Consider the following 12,987-nt stretch of genomic DNA (forward strand, 5'->3'; position numbering starts at 1 on the left):
TGCGGTTATGCCTTCTGGCGGTTGCGGCGATTTCCGATGACCATTCCGGCCAGCACGAACAGTACGGCGACGAGGAACATGGCCGTACCGATGACATTGATCTGGACGGGTGTTCCGCGCTGTGCGGAACCCCAGACGAACATCGGGAACGTGACGGTCGAACCGGCGTTGAAATTGGTGATGATGAAATCGTCGAAGGAGAGCGCGAAGGCGAGCAGCGCTCCCGCGGCGATACCGGGCGCGGCGATGGGCAGCGTCACCCGCAGGAAGGTCTGCAGGGGGCCCGCGTACAGATCCTGCGCGGCCTGTTCCAGGCGCGGGTCCATCGACATCACGCGGGCCTTGACGGCGGTGACGACGAAGCTCAGACAGAACATGATGTGGGCGATGAGGATCGTCCAGAAGCCCAGCTGGGCGCCCAGGTTGAGGAAGAGCGTGAGCAGCGAGGCGGCCATGACGACCTCGGGCATCGCCATCGGCAGGAAGATCAGCGAGTTCACGGCGCCGCGCGCGCGGAAGCGGTAGCGGACGAGCGCGAAGGCGATCATCGTGCCGAGGACGGTGGCGCCCAGGGTCGCCCAGGCGGCGATCTGCAGGCTCAGTGAGAGCGAGCCGCAGAGGCCGGCGACCCCGCAGGGATCGGTCCAGGCGTCCGTGGAGAACTGCTGCCATTCGTAGTTGAAGCGCCCCTTCGGATTGTTGAAGGAGAACACGGTGACGACGATGTTGGGCAGCAGCAGATAGCCGAGGGTCAGCAGACCCGCGATGACGACGAGACGGTTTCTGAACCAGCGCAAGAGGCCCATCTAGACCAGATCCTCCGTCCCGGACTTGCGGATGTAGAGCGTGACGATGGCCAGGATTCCCGCCATGAGAATGAAGGAGAGGGCCGCGGCCGTCGGATAGTCGAGAATGCGCAGGAACTGCGTCTGGATGACGTTTCCGACCATGCGGGTGTCGGTGGAGCCGAGCAGGTCGGCGTTCACGTAGTCGCCGCTCGCCGGGATGAACGTCAGCAGCGTCCCGGAGACGACCCCGGGCATCGACAGCGGGAAGGTCACCTTGCGGAAGGTGGTGAAGGGCCGCGCGTACAGGTCGCCGGCCGCCTCGTGCAGCCGCCCGTCGATGCGTTCGAGGGAGGTGTAGAGCGGCAGGATCATGAACGGCAGGAAGTTGTACGTGAGACCGCAGACCACCGCGAGCGGGGTGGCCAGGACCCGGTCGCCCGCGGTGACGCCCAGCCAGCTCGTGACGTCCAGGATGTGCAGCGTGTTGAGGGCGCCGACGACCGGGCCGCTGTCCGCGAGGATCGTCTTCCAGGCGAGCGTGCGGATCAGGAAACTGGTGAAGAAGGGCGCGATGACCAGGATCAGGATCAGATTGCGCCAGCGGCCCGCGCGGAACGCGATGAGGTACGCGAGCGGATAGCCGAGCAGCAGGCACAGGATCGTGGCGGTGCCCGCGTAGGCGATGGAGCGCAGGAACTGCGGCCAGTAGTCGGCCACCGCGTCCCAGTAGGTCGCGAAGTGCCAGGTGACCTTGTACCCGTCCTCCAGGGAGCCCGTCTGCACGGACGTGGAGGCCTGGTAGACCATCGGCAGCGCGAAGAAGACGACCAGCCACAGGATGCCGGGGAGCAGCAGCCAGTACGGGGTGAGGCGGCCCCTTCTGCGAGGGGGGCGCTCCTTCGGCGCGGGGGTGGGCGCCAGGGGTGGCGCGTCGGTGACGGTCGTCATCAGGCCGCCTCTTCCTCGACCGTTTCGATGCCCGCGTCGATGTCCTGGGCGGCGTCCAGGCCGAAGGTGTGCGCCGGATTCCAGTGCAGGACCACCTCGGCGCCGGGTACGAGCCGGGGGTCGCGGTCGATGTTCTGAGCGTAGACCTCGAACTCCGGGCAGACCGGGCTGTCGATGACGTACTGCGTGGAGACGCCGATGAAACTGGAGTCGGCGATCGTGCCGGTGATGCGGTTGCGGCCCGCCGGGATCTCGCCCGCCTCGTCGGCGTGCGTGAGGGAGATCTTCTCGGGGCGGACCCCGACCAGGACCTTGCCGCCGGCCGTCGTGGGCGCCGAACATCGGGCCTCGGGCAGGACGAGCTTGCCGCCGCCCGCTCTGAGGACGATCTCGTCGCCGCTCCTGGCGTCCACCTCGGCCTCGATGAGGTTGGAGGTGCCGAGGAAGTTGGCGACGAACGTGGTCTGCGGGTTCTCGTAGAGGTCGGCGGGCGAGCCGAGCTGCTCGACACGGCCCGCGTTCATCACGGCGACCGTGTCGGCCATGGTCATGGCCTCCTCCTGGTCGTGCGTGACGTGGATGAAGGTGATGCCGACCTCGGTCTGGATGCGCTTGAGCTCCAGCTGCATCTGGCGGCGCAGCTTGAGGTCGAGGGCGCCGAGGGGCTCGTCGAGAAGGAGCACCTTGGGGGTGTTGATCAGCGCGCGGGCCACGGCGACGCGCTGCTGCTGGCCGCCGGAGAGCTGGTGCGGCTTCTTGCGGGCCTGCTCGCCGAGCTGGACCAGGTCGAGCATCTCGCCGACCTGCTTCTTCACGGACTTGATGCCGCGCCGGCGCAGACCGAAGGCGACGTTCTCGAAGATGTCGAGGTGCGGGAAGAGGGCGTACGACTGGAAGACGGTGTTCACGGGCCGCTTGTACGGGGGCAGGGTCGTCACGTCCTGCTCGCCGAGGAAGACCGTTCCGGAGGAAGGTTCCTCCAGACCGGCGATCATGCGCAGCGTGGTGGTCTTGCCGCAGCCCGAGGCTCCGAGGAGGGCGAAGAACGAGCCCTGGGGCACGGTCAGATCGAGCGGCCGGACGGCGGTGAAGGAGCCGTAGGTCTTGCTGATGCCGGAGAGGCGGACGTCACCGCCGGCCCCCGTACCGCTCGTCGTGCCGTTCTTCACGGTGCTCTTCGCGGTGCTCTTCGCACTGTTGTTGGTGGTCACGGTGATCACGCCCCCGTCAGCTTTGCGAACTTCTCTTCGTAAGCCGTCTCTTCCTCGGTGCTCAGGGAGCGGAAGGAGTGCGACTTGGCCGCCATGGCGGCGTCGGGAATGATCAGCGGGTTGTCGGCCGCCGACTTGTCGATCTTCGCCAGTTCGGCCTTCACACCGTCGACGGGACAGACGTAGTTGATGTACGCGGCCAGCTGCGCCGCCGGACCGGGCTCGTAGTAGTAGTCGATGAGCCGCTCGGCGTTCGACTTGTGCCGTGCCTTGCTGGGGACGAGCAGGTTGTCCGTGGACGTCAGATAGCCGCTGTCCGGGATGAGGAAGTCGACGTCCGGGCTGTCCGCCTTGAGCTGGACGACGTCGCCGGCCCAGGCGAGACAGGCCGCGAGGTCGCCCTTGGTGAGGTCGGACGTGTAGTCGTTGCCGGTGAAGCGGCGGATCTGGCCCTTGTCGACGGCCTTCTGCAGCCGGGCGATCGCCGCGTCGAAGTCGTCGTCGGTGAACTTCGCCGGGTCCTTGCCCAGGTCGAGCAGCGTCATCCCGACGCTGTCGCGCATCTCGGACAGGAAACCGACGCGCCCCTTGAGTTTCGGGTTGTCGAGCAGGTCGGAGAGGGACTTCACCTCCACGCCGTCCAGCGCCTTCTTGTTGTAGGCGATGACGGTGGAGATACCGGTCCAGGGATACGAGTAGGCGCGTCCCGGGTCCCAGTCGGGGGTGCGGAACTGCTGGGAGAGGTTGGCGTACGCGTGCGGCAGGTTGGAGGCGTCCAGCTTCTGCACCCAGCCGAAGCGGATCAGCCGCGCGGCCAGCCAGTCGGTGACGCAGATGAGGTCGCGCCCGGTGTCCTGGCCCGCCGCGAGCTGCGGCTTGAGCTTGCCGAAGAACTCGACGTTGTCGTTGATGTCCTCGGTGTACTTGACCTTGATGCCGGTGCGTTCGGCGAACGTGTCGAGCGTCGGGTGCCGCTTCTCGCTGTCGTCGACGTCCATGTACTCGGTCCAGTTGGAGAAGTTGATCTGCTTCTCCTTGGCCGAGTGGTCCTCGGACGAGACGCCCGCGGTGTTCTTCGCCGCGGGGATCCCGCAGGCGCTCAGGGTCCCGAGTCCGCCGAGGGCGAGTGCGCCGCCCGTCGAGGCGCGCAGCAGCGAACGGCGGCTGAGGGAGGCCCTGCCGTTGCGCAGGCCGCGCCGCACGGCGGCCAGGCGGGCCGGGGACAGTTGGTCGGGCTCGTACTGCTCCATGCTCGTGGTGCCCTTTCGGGAGGGTTCGGCCTGGTCCGGGCCGGCAGTGACTAACGGTCCCCGAAGATCGTGCGGTGCCAGTCCTTCCTGGCCACCGCGGTGTTGTCGAACATGACGTGCTTGATCTGTGTGTACTCCTCGAACGAGTACGAGGACATGTCCTTGCCGAAGCCGGACGCCTTGTAACCGCCGTGGGGCATCTCGCTGATGATCGGGATGTGGTCGTTGACCCACACGCAGCCCGCCTTGATCTCGCGCGTGGCCCGGTTCGCCCGGTACACGTCACGGCTCCACGCGGAGGCGGCGAGGCCGTACGGGGTGTCGTTGGCGAGGCGGATGCCTTCGTCGTCGCTGTCGAAGGGCACGACCACCAGGACCGGGCCGAAGATCTCGGACTGCACGATCTCGCTGTCCTGCGCGGCGCCGGCGATCAGGGTCGGCCGGTAGTACGCGCCGTGCTCCAGCCCCTTCGGGATCTCACCGCCGGTGACCACGCGCGCGGAGGAGCGCGCCCGGTCGACGAAAGCGGCGACCCGGTCGCGCTGGGCGAACGAGATGAGCGGCCCGAGGTCGGTGTCCGGGGCGAACGGATCGCCGAGCCGGACGCTCTCCATCAGCTCCGCGGTCCTCGAAACGAACTCTTCGTAGAGGGGCCTTTGCACGTACGCGCGCGTGGCTGCCGTGCAGTCCTGGCCCGTGTTGATGAGCGCGCCCGCGACCGCGCCGTGCACGGCGGCCTCCAGGTCCGCGTCGTCGAAGACCACGAAGGGCGCCTTGCCGCCGAGTTCCAGATGCAGGCGCTTGACCGTGGAGGTGGCGATCTCGGCGACACGCCTGCCGACGGCGGTGGACCCGGTGAAGGAGGTCATGACGACGTCCGGGTGCCCGACCAGATGCTCACCGGCGTCCCGCCCCGCCCCGCTGACGACGTTGACGACCCCGTCCGGGATGCCCGCCGCGGTCGCCGCCTCGGCGAAGAGCAGGGAGGTGAACGGGGTCAGCTCGGCGGGCTTGAGGACGATCGTGTTGCCTGCGGCGATGGCCGGGAGGACCTTCCAGGCGGCCATCTGGAGCGGATAGTTCCAGGGGGCGATGGACCCGACCACCCCGATGGGCTCACGCCGTACGTACGAGGTGTGGTCGCCGGAGTACTCACCGGCCGACTGCCCCTGGAGATGCCGGGCCGCGCCCGCGAAGAAGGCCGTGTTGTCGATCGTGCCCGGGACGTCGAACTCCCGGGTGAGCTTGATCGGCTTGCCGCACTGCAGGGACTCGGCCTGCGCGAACTCCTCGGCGCGCTCGGCGAGCACGGCGGCGAAGCGGTGCATGGCGTCGGAGCGCTCGCCCGGGGTGGCTCCGGACCAGCCGGGGAACGCCTCCCGCGCGGCCTCCACCGCCGCGTCCACGTCGTCCGTGCCCGCCAGCTCGTACGTGTGGAGGTCGTCGCCCGTGGCGGGGTCGACGACGGTGTGGCTCCGGCCGGACGTGCCCTTGACCGGCCGGCCCGCGATGTACTGCGCGCCGTCCGCGAAGCGGTCCTGCGCCTGGAAGCGATGGCCCGGATTGTGCATTTCGCTCTCCTCCGCCGCATCCCCGAACCCGAGGGGTCGGCGTAGCTCCAGCTCGATTTGAGTGCCGATCCTGACAGAGCAATGGTGCTCCAACAAGTGATTCCGTTGTTGCCATTTGGTTACGCGACGGAATCTGTCGACCAGGTGTCGAGTCGCCGAGGAAAAGGCGGGACGGATTGTCAGTGGTGCGTGCCAGACTCGCGTGCATGGGGGAGATCGAATCGGGGATCGCGTCCCGGGAAGCGCTGGTCAGCGCGGTCCGGGCGGGGGCGAAGGTCAAGTACCTGCACTTCTGGGGGCATCGGCCGCGGGCGGACGGGCGGCTCGGGTCGAGCTGTCTGAGCCAGTGGTGGCCGTCGCCGTTCACGGTGGACGGGGTGGAGTACCGCACGGCGGAGCACTGGATGATGGCGCGCAAGGCGCGGCTCTTCGGTGACGCGGAGGCGGAGCGGCGCGCGATCGACGCGCCGAATCCGGCGCTCGCGAAGAAGGCGGGGCGGCTGGTGAGGGGGTTCGACGAGTCCGTCTGGGAGCGGGAGCGGTTCGGGATCGTGGTGGAGGGAAGCGTGGCGAAGTTCGCGTCGGACGACGAACTTCGCGGGTTCCTGCTGGGTACGGGTGAGCGTGTGCTGGTGGAGGCCAGTCCCGTGGACCGGGTCTGGGGCATCGGGCTGGCCGCGGACGACGACCGGGCGTCCGACCCCGCGCGCTGGCAGGGCCCGAACCTCCTGGGCTTCGCCCTGATGACAGCGAGGGAGCGCTTGCGCTCCGTTTGAACGGCCCGACAGGACCGGCCTGCGGCCCGGTGGGCTTGACCACGTGTTCACCTGCGGGCCCGGTGGGGGCTGACCGCGCAGTTCCCCGCGCCCCTAAAGGGGCCCGACCACCGCGGGCTTCCAGGGGCGCGAGGAACGGCGCGACAAGCCCACGACAACCACGCACCCAACCACCCACCCAAGCCACCCCCAGGGGCGCGGGGAACGGCGCAAAGACCCCAGCCCCCACTCCCCCGCACCCACACACCCGCCGAACCCACCCCCAGGGGCGCGGGGAACGGCGCGACCAGCCCACGACAACCCGCACCCAACCACCCACCCAAGCCACCCCCAGGGGCGCGGGGAACGGCGCAAAAACCTCAGCCCCCACACACCCGCCCCCACACACCCGCCGAAACCACCCCTAGGGGCGCGGGGAACTGCGCAAAAACCCCAGCCCCCACTCACCCGCACCAGCCACGAACGACCGCACAAACACCCGCTCAGCCGACCGCGGTCAACGACGTGCTGAAGCCGTCGTCCCCAGTCCCCGAGTCATCGATCTCCGTGTCGGGCAGGACCAGGAGCACCACCAGGAACGCGATGCCCAGCGCGATCCCGACCGCCCCACAGATGATCCCCGCCAACGCCTGCCCCGCATTCGTCGCCTGCCCCCGCCGAGCCCTCCCCCGCCCGATCACCCCGAAGACCAGCGCGAGAATCCCGCACACGAGCGACACCGGCCACAGACAGAACCCGACCGCCGCGACGATCCCGAGCACGAGCGACGCGGTCCCGAGCCCATTGCTCGGCGCCATGGGCATCCCCGGCATCCCGGGCATCCCCGGCCACCCGTAACCGGGCCCACCCTGCACGGGGTAAGCCGGATACCCATGCCCGTGTCCGTGTCCATGCCCGTACCCATGCACAGGCCCAGGCCCGTACCCGTACGGCACCTGCCCCGGCCCTCCCGGCGCAACCGGCGGCGGCGGAACCGCGGACGCCCCCGGAGCCGCGTACGGATCCGGCGCCGCCGGGAACGACGTCACGGTCTGCCGGTCGTGCACCGAGGGCGGCCCGGCCTTCCGCGAGGCCTCCGCGTCCACCGGCGGAGCCCAGGGATTCGGCTCGTCGGCCGCCCCACCCGATGCCTTCGCGTCCTCGGACATGCGCAAAGTCCCCCTCAGTCGTACGTGGCGTCATGCTACGGCCCAGACCTCCCCGCACCCGGACCGCGGCCTACGATGATCCCCGAAGCACCGCACCACCGATCAGCCGATCACCCGCGCCCACCCGCCGCACACCGGCCCGGCGCCGTTCCTGGGGAGGAACCTTGACCGACCTGCACGCCTTCATCGCCGGACTGCCCAAGGCAGAGCTGCACGTCCACCACGTCGGCTCCGCCTCCCCCCGGATCGTCTCCGAGCTGGCCGCCCGCCACAGCGACTCCAAGGTCCCGTCGGACCCCGAGGCACTGGTCGACTACTTCACGTTCACCGACTTCGCCCACTTCATCGACGTGTACCTGTCCGTCGTCGACCTCATCCGCACCCCCGAGGACGTCCGCCTGCTCACGTACGAGGTGGCCCGTGACATGGCCCGGCAGCAGATCCGCTACGCCGAGCTGACGATCACGCCGTTCTCGTCGACCCGCCGCGGTATCGACGAGGGCGCCTTCATGGACGCCATCGAGGACGCCCGGATCGCCGCCGAGGCCGACTTCGGCACGATCCTGCGGTGGTGCTTCGACATCCCCGGCGAGGCGGGGCTCGAATCCGCCGAGGAGACGGTCCGGCTCGCCACCACCGACAAGCTCCGCCCGGAGGGCCTGGTCTCCTTCGGGCTCGGCGGCCCCGAGATCGGCGTACCCCGGCCGCAGTTCAAACCGTACTTCGACCGTGCGATCGCGGCCGGCCTGCACTCCGTGCCGCACGCGGGCGAGACGACCGGTCCCGGGACGGTCTGGGACGCGCTGACGGACCTGCGGGCCGAGCGCATCGGCCACGGCACCAGCTCCGTCCAGGACCCGAAGCTGCTCGCGCACCTCGCCGAGCACCGCATCCCGCTGGAGGTGTGCCCCACCTCCAACATCGCCACCCGCGCGGTCCGCACCCTCGACGAGCACCCGATCAAGGAGTTCGTACGGGCCGGCGTGGTCGTCACCGTCAACTCCGACGACCCGCCGATGTTCGGCACCGACCTCAACAACGAGTACGCGGTCGCCGCCCGCCTCCTCGACCTCGACGAGCGGGGCCTGGCCGAGCTCGCCAAGAACGCCGTCGACGTCTCCTTCCTGGACACCCCCGGCAAGGCGGCGCTGGCGGCGGAGATCGACACGTACACCGCCGGGTGGCTCGCGCCCTGAGCGGGCGCACCAGCACAATGGGCCGATGCGTACCGTGACTGCCGTGGCCCATCGCGGCGACCCCTACCGCGTCCGTGAGAACACGCTCGACTCCCTGCGTTCCGCGCTCCGACGGGGCGCGGACGCCGTGGAGATCGACGTCCGGCCGACCCGCGACGGCGTGCCCGTCCTGCTGCACGACGACACGCTGAAGAGGCTGTGGGAACAGGACCGGCCGCTGCGCTCGCTCTCGGCCGACGAGGTGCGGGGGCTGACCTCGGGCGGGATTCCCACGCTGGAGGAGGCCCTGAAGGCGACGGACGAGGGCCGGCTCATGATCGACCTGCCCGGCCGGCCGGACGCCCGTACCGTCCGCCGGATCGTCGAGGTCGTGCGGGACTTCGGCGCCGAGGAGCGCGTGTACTACTGCGCGGGGGCCGCCGCCATGCTGGCCGTCCGTGCCGCCGACCCCGCCGCGGAGATCGCCCTCACCTGGACGAGCGTCGCCCCGCCGCGGCCCGGGCTGCTCGACGCCGTACGGCCCCGGTGGCTCAACTACCGCTTCGGGCTGGTGGACCGCGACCTCGTCGAGAGGGTCCACCGGGACGGATATCTGGTCTCGGTGTGGACGCCCGACACCCGGCGGTCCATGCGGCGACTCCTCGCCGCGGGCGTCGACTCGATCACGACGAACCGCGTCGACACCCTCCGCTCCCTGACCCCGGCCTGAGCAGGTACTGAGCACGTACTGAGCGCGCGTACCGAGCGCAGAGAAAAGGCAGGGAGATCGAACTCCCCGCCACTACCAAGCTATAGCCCACCTGGGGGCTTGCGGCAAGCCCCGGGCCGTCCCGCAGAATCAGCGGCCGAAAGCCGGAATCCGCGGACAGTGGGGGTCGCGAAGTGCGCGTGTTGTTGACGACGTGGGGATCGCGGGGAGACGTCGAACCGCTGGCGGGACTGGCGGTGGCGCTGCGGGAACTGGGCGCGGAGGTACGGGTGTGCGCGCCGCCCGACGAGGAGTTCACGGCGCTGCTGGCGCGGGCCGGTGTGCCGCGGGTGCCGCTCGGTCCGTCGGTGCGCTCGGTGGTCGCCGGTCCGAGGCCGCCGACGGCGAAGGACGCGTTCCGGCTGGCCCCCGAGCTGGTCGCGGCCCGGTTCGAGACGCTCACCGCGGCGGCCGAGGGCAGTGACGCGCTGGTGGCGACCGGCCTGATGCCGGCCGGCGCCCGGGACGTGGCCGAGAAGCTGGGCCTTCGTTACGTGCTGGCGTGCTTCCACACGCTGGGCCTGCCGTCGCGGCACTTCCCGCCGGGGCGGCGGCCGGGCACACCGTCCCCGCAGGACGAGACCGACAACCGGGTGCTGTGGGAGCAGGACGCCCAGCGGGTGAACGCGCTGTACGGCGAGGCCCTCAACAGCGGCCGTGCGGCGCTCGGCCTGCCGCCGGTGGACAACGTCCGCGACCACGTCCTCACCGACCGCCCGTGGCTGGCGGCGGACCCGACGCTGTGGCCGTCGCGGGGCAGGACGGACCTCGACCTCGTGCACACGGGCGCGTGGATCCTCCCCGACGACCGGCCGCTCCCGGCGGATCTCGACGCGTTCCTGGACGCGGGCGAACCGCCGGTGTACGTGGGTTTCGGCAGCATGGCCTCACACGCCCCCGAGGACATCGCCCGGGTGGCCACGGAGGCGGGCCGCGCGCGGGGCCGCCGGGTCCTCCTCGCCCGCGGCTGGGCGGACCTGGCCGCGGTCGACGACTCGGACGACTGCTTCGTGGTGGGCGAGGTCAATCAGCAGGCGCTGTTCCGCCGCGTGGCCGCCGTCGTGCACCACGGGGGCGCGGGTACGACGACCGCGGCGGCCCTGGCCGGCACGCCCCAGGTGGTGGTCCCCCGGATCGCGGACCAGCCGTACTGGGCGGGGCGGGTGGCCGAGCTGGGCATCGGCGTGGCGCACGAGGCCCCGACGCCGACGGTCGACTCCCTGTCGGCCGCGCTCACCGCGGCCCTCGCGCCGGAGACGCGTACACGGGCGAGGGAGGTGTCCGGCACGATCCGCACCGACGGGGCGACGGTGGCCGCGAAGCTCCTCCTCGACATGCCTCTCCGGGATCACCCGGTGCAGGTCCCTCAGGGAAACCCCTGACAACACCCTTGCCCAGTAAGGAAGTTGCTCGGGGACCGGCCAGGGTCGCCGCCCTCCCGGAGGAGGATCCGCAGGACGGCGTACGCCCCGGAGGATGAAGGTCACCGATCACCCGGGAGTCAGCCGATGCATGTCCGTGCCCGTACCCGTACCGCCTGTGCCGCCCTCGTGGTTCTGGGCCTGACCGCGGGCCCCGTCGCCGGGACCGCCCTCGCCGCCTCCGCACCCACGGCCTCCGTACGGGCGACCGTGGCCGCGGACCCAGGGAAGCGGGACACCGGGAGACCGGAGGGCGTCGATCCGGCCACCGGGCGGGCCCTGCGCGCCGCGCTCGCGGGGCTCCCGGACGACGACGCGACGGCCGCGCTCGTACGGGTGTCGGGCACGGACGGTGTCTGGCGGGGCAGCGCCGGGGTGCACGATCTGCCGAGTGGGCGCGAGGCGCTGGCGGACGGGCGGTTCCGGGCCGGTTCCACGACCAAGGTCGTCACCGCGGCCGTGGTGCTCCAGCTCGCCGCCGAGGGCCGGGTGGACCTGGACGGGCACGTCCAGACCTACCTCCCCGGCCTCCTCTCGAAGGCCTTCGAGCCCGTCACCGTACGGCAGTTGCTCACCTTCACCAGCGGCCTGAAGCCCGGCTCGTCGCTGGGGGACGTGAACGGCGAGGGGTACGAGCGGCGGTACGAGACGCTGACGCCCGAGGCGGTGGTCGCCGCCTCGGTCGCCCAGGGCCCCGCCTTCCGCCCCGGCGAGCGGCAGAACTACAGCAACATCGACTACACCGTGCTCGGCCTCCTCATAGAGAAGGTCACCGGCGACTCGTACGAACACCAGGCGACGGTACGGGTCCTGCGGCCGGCCGGGATGCGGCACACGTCCTTCCCCGGCGGCCCCGACCCGCGCATCCACGGACCGCACAACCGCGGCTACCAGAGGTTGGCGGACGGCAGGCTGGTGGACGCCACCGAGTGGAACATGTCGGACCGGTGGGCCGCGGGCGACATGATCTCCACGACGGCGGACCTGGAACGGCTCCTGCACGCGCTCTTCCGGGGCCGACTGGTCCCTCAACCCCTCCTGGAAAAGGAGATGTTCACTCTCCCCGATGTGCCGGGCGCGACCATGAGCGCCGGTCTCCAGAGGTTCGACCTGGGCAACGGCACGATCCTCTGGCTGAAGTCGGGGGCGCGTCCCGGATACAGCACGCTCGTCGCGGCCACCCGCGATCTGTCCCGCACGCTCGTGTACTCGGTCAACGCGACGGACGCCAAGTCGGAGGACATGAACCCGGTGGCCGAGCGGATCGTACGGGCGGCGTTCGGGGGTGAGGGCGGCTAGGAGGTGGGTTCGCCCGTGGGGGCGGGGGCGGGCGTGGGAGCGGGGGCGGCCGGGCCGTCGAGGACCGCGACGCGCTGTGCGAGGCGCTTCAGGACGGTCTCGCCCCACTGGAGGTTCCCCCGCTCCAGGGCGATGCCGCCCTGGAGGGTGAGGTAGGGGCCGATGCGGTCGGCGGAGGCGAGATGTTCGTCCTCGGTGCGGCCGGCCAGCATGCGTTCCCGCATCCGCAGATAGCGGGCGAGTTTGGCGGCGGAGCGTTCGACGCGCTCGGCGACCGCGGTCCGTACGGCCTCGATGTCGTCGGTGTCCCCGATGTCGACGCACTGGACCTTGACCATCAGCTCGTCCCTGATGGCCAGGGGCTTCGCGGGGCCCTCGGTGACGAACGCGCGCAGGACCCGGCGCCCGGACTCCGTGAGCGAGAAGAGCCGTTTGTTGGGCCGGCGCTCCTGCTGGACGACACGGGCGGAGACGAGCCCTTCGCCCTCCATGCGCTCCAGCTCGCGGTAGAGCTGCTGGGGGGTGGCCATCCAGAAGTTGGCGACCGAGGCCTCGAAGCCCTTCGCGAGGTCGTACCCGGACGCCTCGCCCTCCAGGAGCGCGGCCATCACCGCGTTGCGCAACGCCATGC

The 12,987-nt window shown here is 70.5% G+C and carries 12 protein-coding genes; 5 read left to right on the forward strand and 7 right to left on the reverse strand.

What is annotated here, in order from left to right:
• Positions 1-5: 5 nt before the first annotated feature.
• From J8N05_RS33510 to J8N05_RS33530, 5 genes are read right to left on the reverse strand one after another with little or no spacing between them, the layout of a single operon-like run.
• Positions 6-806: an ABC transporter permease gene (locus J8N05_RS33510; RefSeq protein WP_210889415.1), complete on the reverse strand. Its 801-nt coding sequence runs from the start codon at positions 804-806 to the stop codon at positions 6-8.
• Positions 807-1,736: an ABC transporter permease gene (locus J8N05_RS33515; RefSeq protein ID WP_210889418.1), complete on the reverse strand. Its 930-nt coding sequence runs from the start codon at positions 1,734-1,736 to the stop codon at positions 807-809. It lies immediately after the preceding gene.
• The gene (locus tag J8N05_RS33520; protein WP_210890554.1) at positions 1,736-2,905 is read right to left on the reverse strand and encodes an ABC transporter ATP-binding protein; all 1,170 of its coding nucleotides are present in this window, start codon (positions 2,903-2,905) and stop codon (positions 1,736-1,738) included. The genes J8N05_RS33515 and J8N05_RS33520 overlap by 1 nt, the downstream gene beginning before the upstream one ends.
• Before the next feature lie 47 nt (positions 2,906-2,952).
• Complete coding sequence (locus tag J8N05_RS33525; protein ID WP_210889420.1) at positions 2,953-4,197, reverse strand: polyamine ABC transporter substrate-binding protein; 1,245 nt, start codon at positions 4,195-4,197, stop codon at positions 2,953-2,955.
• Between the two features lie 50 nt (positions 4,198-4,247).
• On the reverse strand, positions 4,248-5,768 hold the full coding sequence (locus tag J8N05_RS33530) for a gamma-aminobutyraldehyde dehydrogenase (protein ID WP_210889422.1): 1,521 nt from the start codon (positions 5,766-5,768) through the stop codon (positions 4,248-4,250).
• 176 nt (positions 5,769-5,944) lie between these two features.
• Between J8N05_RS33530 and J8N05_RS33535 the strand changes: the two genes are divergently transcribed.
• Positions 5,945-6,544 carry an NADAR family protein gene (locus tag J8N05_RS33535; protein ID WP_210889424.1) on the forward strand — a complete coding sequence of 200 codons (600 nt, stop codon included), beginning with the start codon at positions 5,945-5,947 and terminating at the stop codon, positions 6,542-6,544.
• A 482-nt stretch (positions 6,545-7,026) separates the two neighbouring features.
• Here J8N05_RS33535 and J8N05_RS47645 read toward each other — a convergent pair whose 3' ends face one another.
• Positions 7,027-7,341 carry a DUF4190 domain-containing protein gene (locus J8N05_RS47645; protein WP_247706612.1) on the reverse strand — a complete coding sequence of 105 codons (315 nt, stop codon included), beginning with the start codon at positions 7,339-7,341 and terminating at the stop codon, positions 7,027-7,029.
• A 515-nt stretch (positions 7,342-7,856) separates the two neighbouring features.
• Between J8N05_RS47645 and J8N05_RS33545 the strand changes: the two genes are divergently transcribed.
• From J8N05_RS33545 to J8N05_RS33560, 4 genes are all read left to right on the forward strand, one after another.
• Positions 7,857-8,888 carry an adenosine deaminase gene (locus J8N05_RS33545; protein ID WP_407699952.1) on the forward strand — a complete coding sequence of 344 codons (1,032 nt, stop codon included), beginning with the start codon at positions 7,857-7,859 and terminating at the stop codon, positions 8,886-8,888.
• A gap of 25 nt (positions 8,889-8,913) precedes the next feature.
• Positions 8,914-9,597, forward strand: a complete 684-nt coding sequence (locus J8N05_RS33550) for a glycerophosphodiester phosphodiesterase (RefSeq protein ID WP_210889430.1) — start codon at positions 8,914-8,916, stop codon at positions 9,595-9,597.
• Between the two features lie 173 nt (positions 9,598-9,770).
• The gene (locus J8N05_RS33555; RefSeq protein ID WP_210889432.1) at positions 9,771-11,018 is read left to right on the forward strand and encodes a glycosyltransferase; all 1,248 of its coding nucleotides are present in this window, start codon (positions 9,771-9,773) and stop codon (positions 11,016-11,018) included.
• 126 nt (positions 11,019-11,144) lie between these two features.
• On the forward strand, positions 11,145-12,356 hold the full coding sequence (locus J8N05_RS33560; protein WP_210889434.1) for a serine hydrolase domain-containing protein: 1,212 nt from the start codon (positions 11,145-11,147) through the stop codon (positions 12,354-12,356).
• On the opposite strand, the gene J8N05_RS33565 is transcribed toward J8N05_RS33560, so the two are convergent.
• Positions 12,353-12,985 (reverse strand): PadR family transcriptional regulator, encoded by a 633-nt coding sequence (locus J8N05_RS33565; protein WP_210889436.1) that lies wholly within the window; start codon positions 12,983-12,985, stop codon positions 12,353-12,355. The genes J8N05_RS33560 and J8N05_RS33565 overlap by 4 nt on opposite strands.
• Positions 12,986-12,987: the final 2 nt, after the last annotated feature.

It is taken from the genome of Streptomyces liliiviolaceus (assembly GCF_018070025.1).
GTDB lineage: Bacteria > Actinomycetota > Actinomycetes > Streptomycetales > Streptomycetaceae > Streptomyces > Streptomyces liliiviolaceus.

Excerpts from the sequence above, each read along its gene's own strand:
- J8N05_RS33510 (WP_210889415.1), bottom strand. The coding sequence starts at position 806 with ATGGGCCTCTTGCGCTGGTTCAGAAACCGTCTCGTCGTCATCGCGGGT.
- J8N05_RS33515 (WP_210889418.1), bottom strand. The coding sequence starts at position 1,736 with ATGACGACCGTCACCGACGCGCCACCCCTGGCGCCCACCCCCGCGCCG.
- J8N05_RS33525 (WP_210889420.1), bottom strand. The coding sequence starts at position 4,197 with ATGGAGCAGTACGAGCCCGACCAACTGTCCCCGGCCCGCCTGGCCGCC.
- J8N05_RS33530 (WP_210889422.1), bottom strand. The coding sequence starts at position 5,768 with ATGCACAATCCGGGCCATCGCTTCCAGGCGCAGGACCGCTTCGCGGAC.
- J8N05_RS47645 (WP_247706612.1), bottom strand. The coding sequence starts at position 7,341 with ATGGCGCCGAGCAATGGGCTCGGGACCGCGTCGCTCGTGCTCGGGATC.
- J8N05_RS33550 (WP_210889430.1), top strand. The coding sequence starts at position 8,914 with ATGCGTACCGTGACTGCCGTGGCCCATCGCGGCGACCCCTACCGCGTC.
- J8N05_RS33560 (WP_210889434.1), top strand. The coding sequence starts at position 11,145 with ATGCATGTCCGTGCCCGTACCCGTACCGCCTGTGCCGCCCTCGTGGTT.
- J8N05_RS33565 (WP_210889436.1), bottom strand. The coding sequence starts at position 12,985 with ATGGCGTTGCGCAACGCGGTGATGGCCGCGCTCCTGGAGGGCGAGGCG.